Source organism: Iodobacter sp. CM08, from assembly GCF_033446605.1.
Taxonomy (GTDB): Bacteria; Pseudomonadota; Gammaproteobacteria; order Burkholderiales; family Chitinibacteraceae; genus Iodobacter.
On the sequence record NZ_JAWQUO010000036.1, the window covers coordinates 19,447 to 38,334 of the forward strand.

The 18,888-nt window shown below is 47.7% G+C and carries 17 protein-coding genes and 1 tRNA gene; 13 read left to right on the plus strand and 5 right to left on the minus strand.

The window, feature by feature from the left end:
• Nucleotides 1-92: 92 nt before the first annotated feature.
• The 4 genes from cysD to mutM form a co-directional block, all read right to left on the minus strand.
• Nucleotides 93-1,010, minus strand: coding sequence for a sulfate adenylyltransferase subunit CysD (gene cysD, locus R6242_RS17675; RefSeq protein ID WP_318429336.1), 918 nt, complete (start codon nt 1,008-1,010; stop codon nt 93-95).
• 517 nt (nt 1,011-1,527) lie between these two features.
• Entirely contained in the window at nt 1,528-2,265 is a 738-nt protein-coding gene (locus R6242_RS17680) for a copper homeostasis protein CutC (RefSeq protein ID WP_318429338.1), read from the minus strand.
• Between the two features lie 202 nt (nt 2,266-2,467).
• The gene (locus R6242_RS17685) at nt 2,468-4,474 is read right to left on the minus strand and encodes a dynamin family protein (RefSeq protein WP_318429340.1); all 2,007 of its coding nucleotides are present in this window, start codon (nt 4,472-4,474) and stop codon (nt 2,468-2,470) included.
• 395 nt (nt 4,475-4,869) lie between these two features.
• Nucleotides 4,870-5,685 carry a bifunctional DNA-formamidopyrimidine glycosylase/DNA-(apurinic or apyrimidinic site) lyase gene (gene mutM / locus R6242_RS17690; RefSeq protein WP_318429342.1) on the minus strand — a complete coding sequence of 272 codons (816 nt, stop codon included), beginning with the start codon at nt 5,683-5,685 and terminating at the stop codon, nt 4,870-4,872.
• A gap of 254 nt (nt 5,686-5,939) precedes the next feature.
• On the opposite strand from mutM, the gene R6242_RS17695 reads away from it, so the two are divergent.
• The 8 genes from R6242_RS17695 (at nt 5,940) to R6242_RS17730 (ending at nt 13,046) form a co-directional block, all read left to right on the plus strand.
• Nucleotides 5,940-7,718 (plus strand): tetratricopeptide repeat protein, encoded by a 1,779-nt coding sequence (locus tag R6242_RS17695; RefSeq protein ID WP_318429345.1) that lies wholly within the window; start codon nt 5,940-5,942, stop codon nt 7,716-7,718.
• Nucleotides 7,718-8,242, plus strand: coding sequence for a lipoprotein insertase outer membrane protein LolB (gene lolB, locus R6242_RS17700; protein WP_318429348.1), 525 nt, complete (start codon nt 7,718-7,720; stop codon nt 8,240-8,242). The genes R6242_RS17695 and lolB overlap by 1 nt, the downstream gene beginning before the upstream one ends.
• Nucleotides 8,224-9,087 carry a 4-(cytidine 5'-diphospho)-2-C-methyl-D-erythritol kinase gene (ispE, locus tag R6242_RS17705; protein ID WP_318429352.1) on the plus strand — a complete coding sequence of 288 codons (864 nt, stop codon included), beginning with the start codon at nt 8,224-8,226 and terminating at the stop codon, nt 9,085-9,087. Before lolB ends, ispE begins: the two co-directional genes overlap by 19 nt.
• A 17-nt stretch (nt 9,088-9,104) precedes the next feature.
• Nucleotides 9,105-9,181 (plus strand) — tRNA-Gln (locus R6242_RS17710).
• Between the two features lie 64 nt (nt 9,182-9,245).
• On the plus strand, nt 9,246-10,196 hold the full coding sequence (locus R6242_RS17715; protein WP_099396806.1) for a ribose-phosphate pyrophosphokinase: 951 nt from the start codon (nt 9,246-9,248) through the stop codon (nt 10,194-10,196).
• A gap of 109 nt (nt 10,197-10,305) precedes the next feature.
• Nucleotides 10,306-10,887 (plus strand): 50S ribosomal protein L25/general stress protein Ctc, encoded by a 582-nt coding sequence (locus tag R6242_RS17720; RefSeq protein WP_318429360.1) that lies wholly within the window; start codon nt 10,306-10,308, stop codon nt 10,885-10,887.
• Nucleotides 10,888-11,202: 315 nt separating this feature from the next.
• Nucleotides 11,203-11,823 (plus strand): aminoacyl-tRNA hydrolase, encoded by a 621-nt coding sequence (gene pth, locus R6242_RS17725; RefSeq protein WP_318429363.1) that lies wholly within the window; start codon nt 11,203-11,205, stop codon nt 11,821-11,823.
• Between the two features lie 197 nt (nt 11,824-12,020).
• On the plus strand, nt 12,021-13,046 hold the full coding sequence (locus tag R6242_RS17730) for a CobW family GTP-binding protein (RefSeq protein ID WP_318429366.1): 1,026 nt from the start codon (nt 12,021-12,023) through the stop codon (nt 13,044-13,046).
• Between the two features lie 140 nt (nt 13,047-13,186).
• Here R6242_RS17730 and R6242_RS17735 read toward each other — a convergent pair whose 3' ends face one another.
• The gene (locus R6242_RS17735; protein WP_318429368.1) at nt 13,187-13,939 is read right to left on the minus strand and encodes a glycosyltransferase family 2 protein; all 753 of its coding nucleotides are present in this window, start codon (nt 13,937-13,939) and stop codon (nt 13,187-13,189) included.
• 139 nt (nt 13,940-14,078) lie between these two features.
• On the opposite strand from R6242_RS17735, the gene R6242_RS17740 reads away from it, so the two are divergent.
• The 5 genes from R6242_RS17740 (at nt 14,079) to metW (ending at nt 18,867) form a co-directional block, all read left to right on the plus strand.
• On the plus strand, nt 14,079-14,945 hold the full coding sequence (locus R6242_RS17740) for a glycosyltransferase family 2 protein (RefSeq protein WP_318429371.1): 867 nt from the start codon (nt 14,079-14,081) through the stop codon (nt 14,943-14,945).
• Nucleotides 14,942-16,141 carry an O-antigen ligase family protein gene (locus R6242_RS17745; protein ID WP_318429374.1) on the plus strand — a complete coding sequence of 400 codons (1,200 nt, stop codon included), beginning with the start codon at nt 14,942-14,944 and terminating at the stop codon, nt 16,139-16,141. Before R6242_RS17740 ends, R6242_RS17745 begins: the two co-directional genes overlap by 4 nt.
• Nucleotides 16,138-16,953 carry a glycosyltransferase family 2 protein gene (locus R6242_RS17750; RefSeq protein ID WP_318429377.1) on the plus strand — a complete coding sequence of 272 codons (816 nt, stop codon included), beginning with the start codon at nt 16,138-16,140 and terminating at the stop codon, nt 16,951-16,953. Before R6242_RS17745 ends, R6242_RS17750 begins: the two co-directional genes overlap by 4 nt.
• Before the next feature lie 178 nt (nt 16,954-17,131).
• Nucleotides 17,132-18,271: a homoserine O-succinyltransferase MetX gene (gene metX, locus R6242_RS17755; protein WP_318429380.1), complete on the plus strand. Its 1,140-nt coding sequence runs from the start codon at nt 17,132-17,134 to the stop codon at nt 18,269-18,271.
• On the plus strand, nt 18,268-18,867 hold the full coding sequence (gene metW / locus R6242_RS17760; protein ID WP_318429382.1) for a methionine biosynthesis protein MetW: 600 nt from the start codon (nt 18,268-18,270) through the stop codon (nt 18,865-18,867). Before metX ends, metW begins: the two co-directional genes overlap by 4 nt.
• Nucleotides 18,868-18,888: the final 21 nt, after the last annotated feature.

Genomic DNA, 18,888 nt, shown 5'->3' on the forward strand with positions numbered 1-18,888 from the left:
GCACCTCCGTGCACCTCCGTGCACCTCCGTGCACCTCCGTGCACCTCCGTGCACCTCCGTGTTCTCTGTGATCTCCGTGGTTCAAGGGGGGGTTAGAAATAGCCTTCCATTTTTTTCTTTTCCATCGAGCCAGATGAATCGTGGTCGATCATGCGCCCTTGGCGCTCGCTGGTGGTGGTCAGTAGCATTTCTTGGATGATTTCTGGCAGCGTTTGCGCGGTGGACTCCACTGCGCCGGTGAGCGGGTAACAGCCCAGCGTTCTAAAGCGCACCGATTTCATTTCTGGCACTTCACCCGGCAATAGCGGCATACGGTCGTCATCTACCATGATTAGGGTGCCATTACGCTCCACTACTGGGCGAACGTCGGCGAAGTAGAGCGGTACGATATCGATGTTTTCTAGGTAGATATATTGCCAAATATCCAGCTCTGTCCAATTAGACAGCGGAAACACGCGAATGCTTTCGCCTTGGTCGATTTTGGAATTGTAGATATTCCATAATTCTGGGCGCTGTACTTTTGGATCCCAGCGATGGTTTTTATCGCGGAATGAATACACACGCTCTTTGGCGCGGGATTTTTCTTCGTCGCGGCGTGCACCACCAAAAGCGGCATCAAATTTATATTTATTCAGCGCTTGTTTTAAGCCTTCGGTTTTCATCACATCAGTGTGTTTGGCCGAGCCTGCGCTAAATGGATTAATGCCCGCTTTTACACCTTCTTCGTTGATATGCACGATCAGATCAAAACCAAATTTTTCCGGCATTTTATCGCGAAATTTAATCATTTCGCGGAATTTCCATGTGGTATCTACATGCAGTAGCGGAAAAGGCATTTTGCCTGGTGCAAAGGCTTTAAGCGCCAGATGCAGCATCACGGCAGAATCTTTACCGATGGAATAAAGCATGACCGGGTTATCAAATTCCGCGGCCACTTCACGAATAATATGAATAGATTCGGCTTCGAGTTGCTTAAGGTGAGTTAGCCTTGCTTCACTGAGGGTAGTCATACTTTATCCGGGCAAAAAATAATTGGGTCAGGCTGCCGGCTGATAAAAGCTCGAGCGACGCTGCAACCCTGTGAATTTACCGAAGTAATCTGCTTTAGCGAAGGATTTAATCGTTATATCTATATGGAAGCTTGGTTTATGCCGAAATGAGCGGGTTGGTTCGCAGTTTTTAGGCCGACAAAACCAGCTACTTCAATATTTCGGCATAAATAGGAGTACTGGGTTACGCGATAAAGCTGCTAACCCAAGCTACCAACTACGTGTGAATAAGGCGTTGAAGTTAATCACTGATGTTACGTAGCAAGATAAAAAAATACGCAGTCTACTAAAAACACAAAAGGCACGAGCAGATACCGTATGACCATTACTTTTTGATTGATTCGGATAATTATATTTAATATCAAATAGTTATTAAGTAACTCATCTACGCATCATAATAAAAAAGCAGAGGGGGGATTATCCCTGTTTGATCCGTTTTTTTCGTGCACAAATAGTCTTGGTGCGTAACATCAGTTAATCAGAGTTTGCCTAAAATTTCTTTTACCAAATCTGCATTGGTTTCAACCAAGGCATATTCGTCTTGGCCGGGGATGCCCATGTGCACATTGGGATTGGAATAACGCATTTGGCTGGCAAAGGGCAGGCGGGCGGAGGTATGGAATTCTACGCAGCCGGTGGTGGCGACTAATTCGGCGATATTATTACTGCGTACTCCGGCGCCTGGCATTACCACTAGGCGTTCGCCTGCGACTTGCTGTAGCTCTTTGAGTAAGGCGGCCCCAGCTGTGGCTGTTGCCGCTTGGCCACTGCTAAGCAGGCGCTTGCAACCAGTTGCAATCACGTCTTCTAGGGCTTTAAAGGGATCACGCGCCACATCAAAAGCACGGTGAAAGGTAACGTGCATGGGTGTTGCCTGCTCTACAAGGGCTTTGCAGCGTGCGATATCGACATCGCCATCTGCAGTCAGTATGCCAATCACAACGCCATCCACGCCTAGCTTTTTGCAGGCGATGATGTCGCGCTGCATGACTTCGTATTCCAGATCGGTGTATAAAAAATCGCCACCACGTGGACGGATAATCACGTTCAGGCCAATCCAAAGCCGTTCTCTAGCCACGGCGATTTGCCCGAAGGATGGCGTGGTGCCGCCTTCTAGCAGATTGTCGCAAAACTCAACCCGATGCGCGCCACCTTCTTGCGCTGCTAAACAAGAAGTAATCGATCCTGCACAAATTTCTAGCAAAATAGTAGACATGACGTTTCCAAAAGAGAACGCCGCCCAGAATAAGCGGCGGCGTTGTTTAAGCTGGATTAATAAGACGTGTATGGGATTAAAAGGTTCTGTAACTCGTCTCAAACACGGTGCTAGTGTAAGTATTGTAGGACGGGAGCAACCAGCGAGTCATGCTGAAAAATACGCGGCTTGCATCCGTCCTACGTGGTTTCTCTTGAAAATCTCACGCTGCTTTAGCTTCAAAAATATCCGCATTGAGCGCGGCATAAATGCTGCGTAAACGCGTATCTAAATCGGCGAGTTGCAGCGCAAGTTGTCTATCCATTTCTTCTAGTTCTTCGATACGGCTTTCTAAGGTATCGGTGGCTTTGTGGATACGTTTGATGCTTTCTAGGCGGCGGCGTAGCTGCAGCTGATGCTCACGCACCTGCGTTTCCATGGGGGCCATTACCGCTTTTAGCCAGTTTTCGATATCGCGGTTGGCTACTTCAAATACGTACAGCACACGGCTGGCAACGGTTTCAAAGAACTTATGCGAAAGCCGCCCCTTGCTGGTGGTCAGCAGGGTGCTGATGGTGTTGAAATGTTCACGGAAAGCTTTTTCTAGCCGAGAAATTTCTTTGTGATATTTCAGGGTAGAAAAGGGCGGAGGGGTAACGGTGCCTAAGCCGTGCTCTTCGCTAAATTTTTTGTACATCGCCGCCATCATGGCTTGAATTTCGGCCACTTGTTCGGCGGATTTACTGATATTGCCGTTCACGTCTTTAAAGAACTGATCCATGATGGCGCGCAAGCCGCCCTCGCCAAACGAAAACTTGCTGTTGTCCATTTGACCGCGCACAACTTCAATATTGCCTTTCAGCGCATCAATGCCCAGTAAGGTAAGCAGGCTATTGGTTTGCTGGCTAAAGATGCTGCGCAGGGCTTGAAAGCGTACCAGGCCCTGTTCAAACTTACGCTTATCGGCTTGGACTTTATCCATCATTTGCCCGACTACGTCTTGATTCTTACCGTGCAGTTTAGAGAGCTCGTCTAATTGCTCCAGTACACCATCGCGTCTTGCCGACAGAATTGCGCGGGTGCCTTGCACAATGTCTTCGACCTCGGTCATGGTGCTATCACGCACGATATCTTGCTTAGAAGGCAGTAGCTCGTTAGAAAGCGCTTCTTCTAAGATGGTAAGGCGCGAGCGGGCGAGTAAATCGACGTCGTGATTTACCTTGGCAACTAAGGCTTTTTGTGCCGAAATCGGGTAAACGTGCTGTGTTGGCACGCCTAATAGCTCGGCAGTGGTGGCGATTTGGTGGTTAATCTCTGCTTCAATTTGCTCTGGGGTTTTTAATTCATCCCACATGCTGTCGATTTTATTCAGCACCGCTAAGCGGCCACGATTACCACCTTTGCCAATATGGGTGCGCCAAATATCAATATCAGAGCGGGTTACACCGGTATCGGCCGCCAAAATAAACAAAATGGCGTGGGCATTAGGCAGCAAATTGAGCGTTAGTTCTGGCTCAGTACCAATGGCGTTTAGCCCTGGTGTATCTAAAATTACCAAGCCTTGCTTAAGCAGTGGATGCGGGAAGTTGATCACCGCATGTCGCCAGCAAGGAATCTCAATCGTGCCTGCGGCATCTACGGCAATCAGCTGATCAGGGTCATCGCTGTTATAGAGGCCGTAGCGGGTGGCTTCTTCTACCGGAGCACGGCGGGTTAGGCCCACATGGCGAAAGGCTTCGAGCATGGCGTCGGAATCGTTGATATCCAGCTCAATGGTTCGCCATTCTTCTAGGTAGCGGCGGTATTCGCTGGTGGTGACGTTTTCGGCGCGGGTTTCAATTGGCAATAGCTGAATGGAAGGCACACGCGATGCATCGTAGAGCAGCTCAGTGGGGCACATGGTGGTGCGGCCAGCGGAGGAGGGCAAAATGCGCTTGCCATAGTTGGCAAAGAAAATGGCATTGATTAGCTCTGATTTGCCGCGAGAAAACTCGGCAACAAAGGCGATATTAAGCTTGTCGTCGCGTAGCTTTTCGATCAGCTGGGATATGCGTAAGCCGTTTTGTGCGTCTTCTAAATCTTGCTCATTTAACCAGCGTGATAGCTGGCTAATGGTTTGGGTGAGCTGAGCTCGCCAATTGCTGTAGGCTTGAAAATCTCCCACAAGGCGGTCATTGCCACTTGGGTCATTTACGGCTAAATCATGCTGATGTAGGTAATCGGTGCTCATTGCGATCTCTCTCTTTACTGCGCCAAGATTTAGTATCAATTGTTGTTGGGGTGTTCGCTGACGTTTTGCCCCATAAAATCACAAACATACTTCTAAAACTAAATTTATAAGCATATATGTAGGGGCGTTGCTTGCTGCATTCTGTTTAATATTGGGCGCTGCAAGCAGCATGCCTACTGTATTTGTGGTCCCTTTAAATTTGTTAGGGACCATTTTATTTATGTCCTGCTTAACATTCAGTGATTAATTTGAAGTTAATGATTTAATTTTAAAGTTAGCCTTTTACTGCCTATTTTTCAGCACTTTATCGCATAAATATCATTTTAGTAATAAGCGATTACTAACATACTTACTGATTTAGCTTGCTGTTGATTAAAAATATTGAAATATATCAATTAAACTTGGCATTGCGGGCAGTAAAAGGTGCTGCGTTGGCCTTGGCGTATTTGCTTAATTTCACTGCTACATATTCTGCACGGCATACCCGCACGGGCGTAAACAAAGGCACTGAGCTGAAAGTATCCCGCCTTACCATCGCTATCTACATAATCTTTTAGCGTACTACCCCCTGCCGTAATTGCATCGCTGAGCGTGGCTTTTATGGCAATAACCAGTTGCGCTGCTTCTTGCAAACTCAGGCTATTTGCGGCTCTTTGCGGATTAATTTTTGCTCTAAATAGCGATTCTGCTGCATAGATATTACCCACACCTACTACGGTATGGTTATCCATAATGGCGAGCTTAATGGCTATTTTCCGATTAGAGTTGGCCAATAGTAGATAGTCGGCATTAAATTGATCCGATAAAGGTTCGGGGCCGAGTTGCAGCAATAAAGGATGGGGGCCATTTTCTATTGGCTGCCATAGGCATGCGCCAAAACGGCGTGGGTCTCGGTAGCGTAGTCGTGTGCCATTGGCGAGCACTAGATCAAAATGATCGTGTTTTTCGGCGGGAAAGGCTTCGGTTAATACGCGTAAATTACCTGACATGCCCAAATGAATCAGTAAGGTGCCATGCTCAAAACCGATCAGCAGATATTTGGCCCGCCGCGTCACGCTAAGTACTTTTTGCCCCACCAATATTTGAGCTAAATCTGCCGGAATAGGCCAGCGCAGCCTTGCTTGCCGAATAATGACTTCACTAATGCTTTGCCCTTCTACATGGGGAGAAATGCCGCGTTTTGTGGTTTCAACTTCAGGTAATTCTGGCACTTTTTCATCCTATTAGCGGTGTTGTACTTGCGTCAAACGCTGCCTATTCATGGTGGGTATATGAGTAATTGGCCAATAAATATTGATGCAATACCCTGTTTTGTAAGGGAAATAAGGCTTAGTTAAATAGGCCCGCATAGTTAAGGTGCTAGACTTACGCTGTGGCTCTGAAATAAGTAAGCGTAAGACGTGCTATTACTATCTGAAATATCCGAGTTAATATGGAATCATTAATGACGTTACTGGATTGTGCCATGCCCGTCCCATTCAGACTCACCACTTTTAAACACTCAGCTCTATGCTTGCTTATTAGCGGCTTGTTTTTGGGCGGATGCGCCGCTGTTCCTACATCCTCATCCAGCACTGCAGCCAGTGAGCCAGCAGAAGCGGTTGCTGAAACCGATACGGTTCGGGATGAAAGCTTTGCGCCAGAAACACTGTCACGCATGCCGCTGACAAATGATTTATTGCTGCGCTTTTTAGTCGCCGATGTTTCATTACAGCGAGGCCGCACGGCGCTCTCTGCGCAAACTTGGCATGATCTGGCTAATCGCACCCATGATCCACGAGTGGCCCGCCGAGCGACTGAAGTGGCCGTGGGCGCTGGACAGCTGGGTTTAGCACAAGAAACCGCCCAACAATGGATAGCGGCTGCGCCAAACTCGGTGGGGGCACGGCAAATATTGCTCACTCTGTTGATTCGTGCTGATCGAATTGAAGATGCCAAGCCGCATATTGAAGCGCTGCTGGCGGCAAAACCAGAAGACGCGGCAGCATTCTTTATGCAAATGCATTTGCTTTGGGATAAGACCACTGACAGAAAAGCGGCATGGAAGCTTACCGATGAGCTAACCCAAAAGTATCCACAGCTTCCTGAGGCGCATTTTGCCCGTGCCGTGGCAATGGCCAATCAAGAGCGGTTTAATGATGCACTGGCGGAGTTAAGCATTGCGCTGGCAGCAAGGCCTAATTGGGAAACCGCCATTCAGTACAAGGCGCAGCTATTGGCTAATCAATCGCCAGCAGCCAGCGTCGAGTTTCTACAAAAAACCATCAAAGACAATCCAATGTCTTTGACCTTAAGAAACAGCCTAGCGCGTGAGTTGGTTGCGGCGCAGCGTTTGCCTGAGGCATCACAGGCTTACCAAGAAATTTTAAAGCTACAGAGTAATAATCTGGATGCTTTGATTGGCTCTGGCTTAATTGCACTTCAGCAGCGTGATTTTGATACGGCGTATAGCAATCTCAGCGCCGCAATCAAACAAAACCCACGCAATGTGGATAATTTGCGCTACTACCTTGGGCAGATTTCTGAAGAGCGCTATCGCTTTGATGAGGCACTGAGCTGGTATAGCCAAGTGGGCGGCGATTTTGCCGTCTCGGCTAAAAAGCGTCTACCGCGTGTCTTGGCGCGTTTAGGGCGCACGGAAGAAGCACGTAAGGCTATTGCTGCTCTGCCTAGTGATACCGAGCAAGCAAAAGTAGAGCGTATCCAAATGGAAGCACAGTTGTACCGTGAAGCTCGCAACTATAAAAAAGGCGTTGAAATTCTTAGTAAGGGCCTAGTGACTTATCCACAGTCTACCGATCTGCTTTACGACCGCGCACTGCTTGCAGATATGCAAGGTGATTACGCCTTAGCTGAAAGCGATTTGCGTAAGTATGTAGAGCTTATGCCAGCTAATGCACAGGGAATGAATGCGCTTGGCTATACCCTGCTGACACGTACCACTAAATTAAGCGAGGCAGAGGTATTGCTAGAGCAAGCGATTGCGCTAGAGCCAGATAGCCCCGTGATTTTAGATAGCCTAGGTTGGCTGCGTTATAAGCAGGGTAAGTTGCAGGAAGCCAGTGTGTTGCTGAAACGTGCGTATAGCAAGCTTGCTGAGCCTGACGTGGCGGCACATTTGGCCGAGGTATTGTGGCTGCTAGGTGAAAAGGCTGAGGCAAAAAAAGTGGTTGATGCAGCAGCTTTGATTGATGCCAAAAACGATACTTTAGTTGAAACCATTAAACGCTTAGGGATTCATTAATGCGTTTATGGTTAATTGCGGTATTGTTTTTAGTGGGCTGCGCCAGCACACCTCCTGTAAGCCGCTCTGGGTATTCGGCCAGTGGCCGAGTGGCCTTAAAAGTGGCAAATGAAAGGCATTATGCGCAGTTTGATTGGCATCAGCTTGGCGAGCAAAGCGAGTTATCTTTATCTGGCCCACTTGGGCAAACCGTGGCAGAGCTGCGATTTAGCCCCGGCTTGGCGAGCTTTAAGGATGCTAATCAGCGTGTTATTAAGGCCGCATCCCCCGATGCGTTGATCAAAGAAGCGCTGGGCTGGCCGCTACCGGTGTCTGGCCTGCGCTGGTGGTTGCGTGGCGAGGCCGATCCAGATAGCGTAAGCCATCAAAGCAAAATTGAAAATGGCCAACTGCTTGAGCAAGCAGGTTGGCGTATCGAGAGCACAGACTATCGCGGCCAGCCTAGCTTGCCACATAGGCTGATGCTAAGTCGTGACGATCTTGAAATTAAAGTAGTGATATCAGAATGGCAATGGAATCCCTAGGTACAAATAGTGTTTGGCAAGATTTTCCTGCTCCAGCCAAGCTTAATCTTTTCTTACATATTGTTGGTCGTCGCCCTGATGGCTATCACCTGCTGCAATCGGTTTTTCAGCTGATTGATTTAAGCGATACGATTAGCTTACGGGTGAATGCCAGTGGAGAGGTGATTCATCACAATCCTTTGCCTAGTGTTCCGGCCGATACAGATCTCACCGTGCGTGCTGCGCGTTTGCTGCAGCACGCCACAGGCTGCAAGCTAGGGGTGGATATCCGTGTAGATAAGCGCCTACCGATGGGTGGCGGCGTGGGTGGTGGTAGCTCTGATGCTGCTACCGTGATGTTGGCGCTAAATCGCCTATGGCAGCTTAATTTACCTCGTAGCAAACTGATGGAGTTAGGTTTAAGTCTGGGGGCCGATGTGCCGTTTTTTATTTTTGGCGAGTCGGCTTTTGTTGAAGGGATTGGCGAAATAATGACGCCGGTTGCTACGCCAGATACCCATTTTGTGATCTTGCATCCAGCAGTACACGTGTCCACGCCGCAGATTTTTCGCGATCCAAGCTTGACAAGAAATACGCCGCCGATTACAGTTCCGCTCCTCAGTAGCGCCGTCACCCAAAATGATCTGGAAGCGGTGGCCTGTAAAAGTCATCCAAAGATAGCTGAAAGTATTACGTGGCTTAGCCAGTATGCAAACGCAAGGATGACTGGCTCAGGTAGTTGTGTTTTTGCAAGTTTTACTTCACCTAACGAAGCAAACAGTGTAATATACGACCTGCCAAAAAATATGACCGGATTTGTTGCAAGGTCATTAAGTAAGCATCCATTACATGAATTTGCCGAGTAGTTGCGGGCAGTTTCATTAGGGGAGTCGCCAAGTTGGTTAAGGCATCGGATTTTGATTCCGACATGCGAAGGTTCGAATCCTTCTTCCCCTGCCATCATTCGAATAGAAAAGCGTGTAATTTAAAAATTACGCGCTTTTCGTCCTTCTGGAATACAGAAATGGCTTACGATAGTCTCATGGTGTTCACTGGTAACGCTAACCCGAAGCTTGCTGATAGCGTAGTTAATCACCTAGACATCTCGATCGGCCGTGCCACGGTTGGTCGATTCTCTGACGGCGAAGTGACCGTTGAGCTGCTAGAAAACGTTCGCGGCCGCGATGTGTTTGTTCTGCAGTCCACCTGTGTGCCGACCAATGATAATTTGATGGAAGTAATGTTGATGGTTGATTCGCTGAAACGCGCATCGGCTGGCCGCATTACTGCAGCAATCCCCTACCTAGGGTATTCCCGTCAAGATCGCCGTCCTCGTTCTGCTCGTGTACCGATCTCCGCTAAAGTGGTTGCAAATATGCTGACCGTGGCGGGTGTAGATCGTGTGCTTACAGTCGATGTACACGCTGATCAAATCCAAGGCTTCTTTGATATCCCTGTAGATAATATCTACTCGACACCCGTATTGCTGTCGGATATCCGCGAAAAACGCTACGAAAACCTAATGGTAGTTAGCCCAGACGTAGGCGGCGTATTACGTGCTCGCGCTATGGCTAAGCAATTAGGCGTGGATATGGCGATTATCGATAAACGCCGTCCTAAGGCTGGCGTTGCCGAAGTCATGCATATTATCGGCGATGTAAAAGATCGTACCTGTGTGATTATCGATGACATGATCGATACCGCCAACACCCTGTGTAAAGCCGCGCAAGCGTTGAAGCAACACGGTGCCAAGCGCGTATTGGCTTATGCCACTCACGCGGTATTTTCTGGTGCAGCGGTTGAGCGCATTATGCAATCTGACTTAGACGAAGTGGTTGTTACTGACACCATTCCAGTTAGCCAGGCAGCGCAAGATAGCGGCCGCGTTCGCGTGGTATCGATTGCAGGCCTCTTGGCTGAAACGATGCGTCGCATCAATAACGATGAGTCTGTTTCTTCGTTATTTGTCGATTAAATCGGCTTAAGAATTCAAAACCCAGATATTTTATCTGGGTTTTCTGTTGCACTGTCTGGTCGCGGACAGTGCTTATTAAAATGCACTTCGGTGCGTATGGAGTTTTATCATGACATTTGAAATCAATGCAGTAGCACGTGACACGCAAGGTACGGGTGCGAGCCGCCGCCAGCGTCGTGACGGTCGTTTGCCAGCAATCGTTTACGGTGGCGATGTAGCCCCTGTAGCCGTAACACTTGATCACAACAGCATGTACTACGCTCTGCAAAAAGAAGCGTTCCACACTGCTTTGATCACATTGAACGTTGAAGGCGCTGCTGCTGAGCAAGTTCTGGTTCGCGCTGTTCAATATCACCCATTCAAGCAATTGGTTCTGCACGTTGATTTACAACGCGTAAACGAAGCAACTGTTGTTGAATTGAAAGTGCCATTGCACTTCGTTAACGGCGATGCTAGCTTGGGCGTTAAGTTGCAAGGCGGTACGATCAGCACCGTATTGAACGAAGTAATGATTCGTTGTGTAGCTTCTAAGCTGCCAGAATTCGTAACTGTTGACCTTGCTGATTTGTCTGCAATGAATACTTCGGTTCACTTATCTGACATCAAATTGCCTGAAGGTATCGAATTGGTATCGTTGGCTGCTGGTAAAGACCTAGGTATCGTAAACCTGAACGGCGCAAAAGCTGTTTAAGTTTTAAGTACTTAAAAAACCCGCTGCGGCGGGTTTTTTTACGTCTATATCTAGGGTCTGTTGACGTTTCATTCACTGCTGCGTTTGGCCCAGTTTTGGGGCTGAACAAGGCAAAAATTGCGACATGGCACGAGTACCATTAGCGATTTTTAACGCTGTGCAGCCCCAAAAATGGGTCAAACCCTCTGCGTGCGAGGGATTTTCCTCGCTCAGCGCAATTGTGAATGAAACGTCAACAGACCCTCGCGTTAAACTCAGGGTTTGGGGCAGAAAGAGCGGTATCATAGAGCCCTTTTTGCTTGCTTTAGAAAGACTATGCCGCATATTAAACTGATTGTAGGCTTGGGTAATCCAGGTAGCGATTACGCAGCAACTCGCCATAACGCTGGCTTTTGGTGGGTGGATGAATTAGCCAAAGATGCTGGCGCTTCTTTACGCCACGATAATAAATTTCATGGTTTGGCAGCCAAAGCCCGCCTGCACGGTAGCGATGTATGGCTGCTAGAGCCGCAAACCTTTATGAACCGCAGTGGTTTAGCCGTGGTGGCGCTGGCGCAGTTTTATAAAATCTTGCCTGAAGAAATCCTCGTTGTGCATGACGAGTTGGATATTCCCGCAGGACAAATCAAACTGAAGCAGGGCGGTGGCAATGGCGGGCATAACGGCTTAAAAGATATTCAAGCCCATCTGGGCACGCCTAACTTCTGGCGTTTACGCGTCGGCATCGGTCATCCTGGCAATAAAGCCGAGGTGGCAAATTTTGTATTGAAGCCACCGCGCAAAGAAGAATTCGAAGGCATGATGGATGTGTTTATCAAAGCCCATCATGTGCTGCCTAAAATGCTGGCAGGCGATATGGGTGGGGCAATGCAAGCTTTGCATGCGGGTGTACAAAGGCCTAATAAACCTAAGCCAGATACGGACACAATAAGCTAGAACACCGCAATTTTTCTTGCACATAAAACCCAATTCTTGAACCACGGATAGCACAGAGGACACAGAGTTACACGGAGAAAACCTTGTAATGCTTTTCTCCGTGGCCCTCCGCGTTCTCCTTTTCCTCCGTGGTTCAAGATTTGGGTTTTGTGCCAAAAGAACTTTGAGATCCTCTGTTTTAGGACAAATGACAATCTATGAATCGCACTCCGGTTAATTTAATCAGTGGTTTTTTAGGCGTGGGTAAGACTACCGCCATGATGAAGCTGCTTGCCACTAAACCTCAGGATGAGTACTGGGCGGTGGTGGTGAATGAGTTTGGTGAAGTGGGTATCGATGGGGCAAGCCTGTCGGTGGCGGCGGATGGCTTGCAGGTTGCCGAAGTACCCGGCGGTTGTATCTGCTGTACTACCAGCCCCATGCTGCGCGTTACGCTGACTAAATTACTTAAAGGTAAGCGCCCTGATCGCCTGCTGATCGAGCCATCTGGTTTGGGGCATCCGGCGGGGATTATCGATTTGCTGCGTGATCCATTTTTAGCCGCCGCCTTGGATGTGCGGGCGGTGCTCACCCTGCTGGATGCGCGGCACTTGCAAGATAGCCGCTACACCAGCCATGAAACATGGCGTGATCAATTGCAATTGGCCGATGTGATTGTGCTGAGTAAGGCCGATCTGGCCGATGTCGATCAAATGGCCGCAGCGTGGAAAATGGCACAAGCCATGTTCCCGCCAAAGCTTGCCATTGTGGAGGCCGTGCAAGGTGAGTTCGACCCCGCGTTGTTGGATTTAGAGCTGCATCCGGAACGCTGGCCAGTCGCCAGCACGCCTAACATGCATAGTAATAATCTGCGTAAACGCGTTAAACCCGTGGCTGCTGTGGAAGAAGAGTTGGTTTGGCCGATTAAAAAATCCCATTCCGCCTTAGGCTCACATAGTTGTGGCTGGATTTTTGCTCCGGAAACAATGTTTTTTAGCGCCAAACTTGCCGATTTATTTGATGCGCTATCGCAACCACAAAGCTTGGGTTTGACCGGCCTATCGCGTGCGAAAGGCGTGTTTCATACCGAGCGGGACTGGTATCGATTCGACTGGGTAGACGGCATGCCGGGCGCCACCACCACGGCTTACCGCCGGGATTCACGGTTTGAAGTGATAGTCAGCAGCGAAACCGTGCCTGATTGGGCGGCGATAGAGACGGCCATCTTGGCTGCGATGATGTGAATTCCAAACCTAAACCCAAATCTTGAACCACAGAGGACACAGAGAACACGGAGGGCCACGGAGAAATACCTTCTGTTCTGTTGGTTTTCTCCGTGATCCTCCGTGCCCTCCTAAACTCCGTGGTTTAAGATTTGGATTTTTTAGTTTTTATTTCGGCGTAACTCAATCGCATGGGCGTATTTGATGTAAGACGCGATGGCTTTGCCTAGCGATATTGCTAATCCATCGTGCCCAGCCAGAAAGCCAAGTTTAATCACATAATGTTTTAAAAATGAAAACAGGCAGTGAAAGCCTGGTGTGAGCGGGCCGATTTTTTTATTGGTTTTTGCGATAGTTTGCGCCTGCCATGTGCCGTAGAGGCAGGCTCGTTTAAAGATATCTGGATAATCTTTATAAGAATAATGGGTAATATGCGCGGGTATTTGTTTTAATGAATTGCTTTGAATTTTAGTGTGAGCGCTGACTGGTGAGAAATCCACCTGTGTTTTATTAAATATGCGCCGTACATAATCCGGATATTGCCCAGCAAAGCGGGTGGTTTGATTGCCAATATAATTGCGGCGGCGTGTTTCAATGGCGCTGACATTTTGCTGGCTTAAATCAGTATTTTTTAAATAAGCCACCAAATCGTCTTCTAGGCGCTCATCGGCATCTAAATTAAGCACCCAATCGTGGCGGCAATGCGGTAGACCGACGCTGCGTTGCGGGCCATCACCTAGAAAGGGCTGCGAAATGACGGTAGCACCTGCTTGCCTTGCTAATTCCACCGTATTATCGCTACTACAAGAATCAACCACCACAATGTCATCGCAAACTTGTTTCATGGAAGCTAAACATTCCACAATATTGTGCGCTTCATTAAACGTAATAATTAGACCACTTATTTTTAACATTTTGTGCGAGCGTATAAGACGCAAGATAGCTGTATTGAGGCTGCTATAATCTCCCGATTGGCTTGTTGCCCGCAAGGCTCTATTAACATAATTATTAGATAAATAATGCTTAATAGATCCCCCATTTTACGGACTCCCTATGAAAGTTAGCGGTTTTACCTTCCTACGCAATGGCACTCTGCTTGGCTATCCCTATATTGAAAGTTTAAACAGCTTACTTAGCGTTTGCGATGAAGTGGTCGTGGCGGTGGGTAAAAGTGATGATGATACTTTGGAGCGGGTGCGTGCAATTGGCGATGCACGGATTCGGGTGATTGAAACCACCTGGAATGAGGATATGCAAGACCGTGGTTATGTCTACGCCCAGCAAAAAATGATTGCGCAATTTAATTGCAGCGGGGATTGGGCATTTTATCTGGAAGGCGACGAGGTCATTCACGAAGAAGATGCGCCCAAGATTCGCGCCGCAATGGAAAAGCATTTAGCCAATCCTGAAGTTGAAGCGCTGGTATTTGATTACCACCATTTTTATGGCTGCCCAGATTTAGTGGCCAAAAGCCCTGCTTGGTATCGTCGTGCGCCAAGGATTATTCGTAACACCATTCGCAGCTGGGCCCCCGATGGCTTATTTTGGGTGGTAATGCATCAAAATAAGCGTGGGCGTTATCCAAATGCCGCTTTGGTGGGCTGCCCGATTTATCACTATGGCCACGTGCGCTCTAGCGCCAAAATGAATGAAAAAATTCGCCAGGTTTCCCGTTATTGGAATCACACGCCCAAGGCGCATGATTACAGCCAGATTGATGCCAGTATTTTGCAGCCGTTTAAAGGTAAGCATCCAGCGATTGTGCAGCCTTGGTTTCAAGATTATGCCGAATTAGTATTCACGGCGGATCCGCAATATCGTCTATCTAAACGCGAAAAACGTCATCGCTGGCAAATGAAAGTAGAAAAACTTCTGGGCCGCGATTTAACTAAAAAACATTATCGTCTGGTGGTGGCATGAATCTAAATATTGCTCGGCAGCCTCTGCTGTGGTTTGCTTTTTTGGCGGGGTTTGCCATTCCTGTTTCAACCGCCATGCAAAATATCAGCGCAGGGGTATTGGTTTTATTTGCCATTTTTAGTCCAGAAATCCGCGCACATATTGCACACGCTTTACGCCAGCCGCTGATTCAAGCTAGTTTGCTGATGTATGGCTTATTTGTGCTGGGCGTATTGTGGACCGACGCTTCAATTAGCGATGCGCTGGGCATGTTGCTTAAAATGCGGGCCTATTTATTAGCGCCTTTGTTTTTTGCCGTGTGTACGCTAGCCCCTGTACGCCAGTATTTATTAGCCGGATTTGGCCTTGGGGCGATGATTACCCTGCTGCTTTCGGTGGCGAGTGGTTTAAGTGGCGTACCGATTATTCAGGGTGCTGTAGGTGATTATTCGGTTTTTAGAACACATACCTATCACAGCACTTTTGTGAGTTTTCTTGCCTGCGGGCTGGCGGCATACTGGATGGCTGGCCGCTTGCCTAAGCAATGGCGCTGGCCTGCGGCGATCACGATTGCCCTGTGTATTTTTGATGTATTTTTTATGGTGAAAGGGCGCACTGCTCAAGTCTTGCTCTTGCTGTTATTGGGGTTACTGGTGGTGTTATGGCAGGGTAGACGAGGTTTTCTTATTGCGCTGCTTGCCGCTGCCGTAATGGGGCCTTTGCTTTATTTAGGCTCTAGCTCCTTGCGCACTGGGATGAGCACTGTGCAAAGCGATGTGCAAAGTTATGATAAAGGCGATATTGATACCTCGGTTGGTCTGCGCCTGTTTTTTCATAAAGTGGCTAAAGATTTAATTAAACAAGCACCGGTTTTAGGGCACGGCACCGGTAGCTATAAGCAAAATTATTTAAAAAATGCAGGCGATTCAGAAGTGCGCCGCTCTTTTGCAAACCCGCATAATGATTATTTATGGCTAGGGGTAGAGCTGGGTATTGTAGGGATGTTGTCCTTGGTTTTAGTTTTACTCGCTACAGCCAAGCAAGCATGGAATAGCGTTTCAGCAGAGCGCTGGTTGGGCTTGGTGTTAGTTTGCTCTTACGGCGTATCTACTTTAGCCAATTCATTTTTTACCGACAATATTACGGGCCTAGCCTATGTGCTATTGGCTTGTGCTTTATTAGCTGGCCCCAGTTTTCAGCGTAAGGTTTCTTTATGATTAGCGTTATCACCGCCATCCATAATCAGCTAGCTGTAAATCAGCTATTTTGGGAGCATTTGCAGCGCTATACCCAGCATCCTTTTGAGCTGATTATTATTGATAATGGCTCAAATGACGGCAGTGCTGAATTCTTTGATTCGGTGGGCGCAACCGTGATTCGTAATCACGCTAATTACGCCTATCCGCACAGCCAGAATCAGGGGATTGGCATTGCAAAATATGACTGGCTTGCTTTTCTAAATAATGACATTATCGTATCCCCCCAATGGGACGCAAAGCTGATTGCATCCATGCAGGCTAATGGTTTAGAAGTCGCCACGGTTTGCGGAATTGAGCAAATTGAAAATGCCCAGGCCACCAAAAAACTAAAGCATCGCTGGCAGAAAATTAAAAACATATTGGGTTTATTTGGCTTTAACCGCAGCACGCTCAGTTGGATGCACAAGCTGATGTATCGCAACTGGGAGGCTTTTTGTCTGGATAGACAAAATCGGTTTAAGCATCAGGTAAAAGAAGGTTTTGTTGGCAATACCGTAATGATAGCCCGTAGTGCATTGGCTAAAATTGGCTTGTGGGATGAGCGCATTCAGGCCGCAGATTTTGATTTATATTTGCGCACTAAAAAGCGTGAGCAAGAAGAGGGCGATATGCGCGCTATGCATGTTTGCTTGGATGTTTTTATCCACCACTATATTCGCCTCACCATGAAAGCAGGCTATCCGCCATTTGCTGACCGTGATCAGCTGATTGGTCTGGAAGATAAATGGACCGAGGCTGAGCGGGCGCAATTACAGCAATTAAATAAATAAGGGCTTAAAACCCAAATCTTAAACCACGGAGCACACAGAGAGCACGGAGTTTCACGGAGAAAACCTTTAGAGAAATTTATATTTTTTCACTCTCGTTTTTGCCTTTCTCCGTGTGCTCCATGTTGAAGGTTTATGGTTTGTGGCCTGTAGTTTGGGCTTTTTAGACTTGGGAAAAACAATGCAGCTACCTCGCAGCGTTGGTTTAGTCACCGCTCAAAAAGCGGTTTTTGACGAGCCAATTACATTAGCTTCCAGCGCTATCCTGCCGTATTACGAGTTGGTTTATGAAACCTATGGCACGCTGAATGCCGATGCATCGAATGCCATTCTGGTTTGCCACGCCCTGTCAGGTAATCATCATGTAGCTGGCCGTTATACGGTTGATGATAAAAATCCAGGTTGGTGGGATACCATGATTGGCCCGGGTAAGCCCATCGATACTGATAAATTCTTTGTGATTGGTTTAAATAATCTGGGTGGCTGTCATGGCTCAACCGGGCCTTCCTCGATTAACCCCGCTACGGGTCAACCCTATGGTTCAACTTTCCCGCTGGTGCTGGTGCGTGATTGGGTAGAAACGCAAAAAAGACTGGCTGATCGGCTTGGTATCCAGCAATTTGCTGCGGTGATTGGCGGCAGCTTGGGTGGGATGCAAGCATTGCGTTGGTCGATTACTCATCCAGAGCGAATTCGCCACTGCTTGGTGATTGCCTCTGCGCCAAAATTAACCGCGCAAAATATCGCCTTTAATGATGTGGCCCGCCAAGCCATTCTAACCGACCCCGATTTTCATGGCGGCGATTACTATCAGCACAATACCCTGCCACGGCGTGGCCTGCGCCTAGCGCGAATGCTGGGCCATATCACCTATTTAAGCGACGATGGCATGGGCGAGAAATTTGGCCGCCTATTGCGCTCGGGTGAATATAAATACGGCTTTGAAGTGGAATTCGAAATCGAATCCTATTTGCGCTATCAGGGCGATAAATTTGCCGAAGTATTTGATGCCAATACTTATTTATTGATGACCAAGGCGCTGGATTATTTTGATCCGGCCCGTCATTACAATAATGATTTAGTGGCGGCTTTAAGTGAAGCCAAGGCGCAATTCTTGGTGGTTTCATTTACCACCGATTGGCGTTTTTCTCCTGCCCGCTCTAAAGAAATTGTAAAAGCCTTGCTGGCAGCTAAGCGCCAGGTTTCTTATGCAGAAATTGAATCAGAACACGGCCATGATGCATTTTTGATGGAAGACGCTCCTTATCATTCGATTATGCGCAACTATATGCAGCGGATTGCTAAGGAGATTGCCCAATGAGCGAGCTAAAAACTTTACGCCCTGATTTGCAATATATTGCCGATTGGATTCCCCAACAATCCAGAGTATTAGATTTAGGTTGTGGCGACGGTGAATTGCTGGCTTGGCTGGCGGCTAAAAAACAAGTCAGCGGCTATGGCGTTGAAATTGATGTCAATGGCGTAGTGGGCTGCGTGGCCAATGGCGTGAATGTGATTCAAAGCGATATGGAAAGTGGCTTATCCACTTTTGAAGATCATTCCTTTGATTATGTGGTGCTTTCGCTCACGATTCAGGCTATGCACAATATTGAAGGTATTTTGCAAGAAATGCTGCGGGTGGGTAAAACCGGTATCGTCACCTTTCCTAATTTTGGTTTCTGGGAAAACCGCTGGCAAATCCTAATGGGCCGTATGCCGGTATCAGAAACGATTCCATTCGAGTGGTATAACACACCTAATATTCACTTTTGCACCGTGAATGATTTTGCAAAGTTATTGAATAAACTAGGCTTAAAAATTGATCATCAGCTGGTATTAAATCAAGGCCAGAAAATTGAGTTTTTACCTAATTTATTAGGTAGCTTGGCTTTGGTTAGGTTTAATAAAATGATATAGATGAGCTGGATGATTTGAAGA

Coding starts and splice junctions, on each gene's coding strand:
- R6242_RS17735 (WP_318429368.1), bottom strand. CDS start 13,939: ATGTTAAAAATAAGTGGTCTAATTATTACGTTTAATGAAGCGCACAAT.
- metW (WP_318429382.1), top strand. CDS start 18,268: ATGAGCGAGCTAAAAACTTTACGCCCTGATTTGCAATATATTGCCGAT.
- ispE (WP_318429352.1), top strand. CDS start 8,224: ATGGCAATGGAATCCCTAGGTACAAATAGTGTTTGGCAAGATTTTCCT.
- cysD (WP_318429336.1), bottom strand. CDS start 1,010: ATGACTACCCTCAGTGAAGCAAGGCTAACTCACCTTAAGCAACTCGAA.
- R6242_RS17715 (WP_099396806.1), top strand. CDS start 9,246: ATGGCTTACGATAGTCTCATGGTGTTCACTGGTAACGCTAACCCGAAG.
- R6242_RS17730 (WP_318429366.1), top strand. CDS start 12,021: ATGAATCGCACTCCGGTTAATTTAATCAGTGGTTTTTTAGGCGTGGGT.
- pth (WP_318429363.1), top strand. CDS start 11,203: ATGCCGCATATTAAACTGATTGTAGGCTTGGGTAATCCAGGTAGCGAT.
- lolB (WP_318429348.1), top strand. CDS start 7,718: ATGCGTTTATGGTTAATTGCGGTATTGTTTTTAGTGGGCTGCGCCAGC.
- R6242_RS17750 (WP_318429377.1), top strand. CDS start 16,138: ATGATTAGCGTTATCACCGCCATCCATAATCAGCTAGCTGTAAATCAG.
- R6242_RS17740 (WP_318429371.1), top strand. CDS start 14,079: ATGAAAGTTAGCGGTTTTACCTTCCTACGCAATGGCACTCTGCTTGGC.
- R6242_RS17695 (WP_318429345.1), top strand. CDS start 5,940: ATGCCCGTCCCATTCAGACTCACCACTTTTAAACACTCAGCTCTATGC.
- R6242_RS17680 (WP_318429338.1), bottom strand. CDS start 2,265: ATGTCTACTATTTTGCTAGAAATTTGTGCAGGATCGATTACTTCTTGT.
- metX (WP_318429380.1), top strand. CDS start 17,132: ATGCAGCTACCTCGCAGCGTTGGTTTAGTCACCGCTCAAAAAGCGGTT.
- R6242_RS17720 (WP_318429360.1), top strand. CDS start 10,306: ATGACATTTGAAATCAATGCAGTAGCACGTGACACGCAAGGTACGGGT.
- R6242_RS17685 (WP_318429340.1), bottom strand. CDS start 4,474: ATGAGCACCGATTACCTACATCAGCATGATTTAGCCGTAAATGACCCA.
- R6242_RS17745 (WP_318429374.1), top strand. CDS start 14,942: ATGAATCTAAATATTGCTCGGCAGCCTCTGCTGTGGTTTGCTTTTTTG.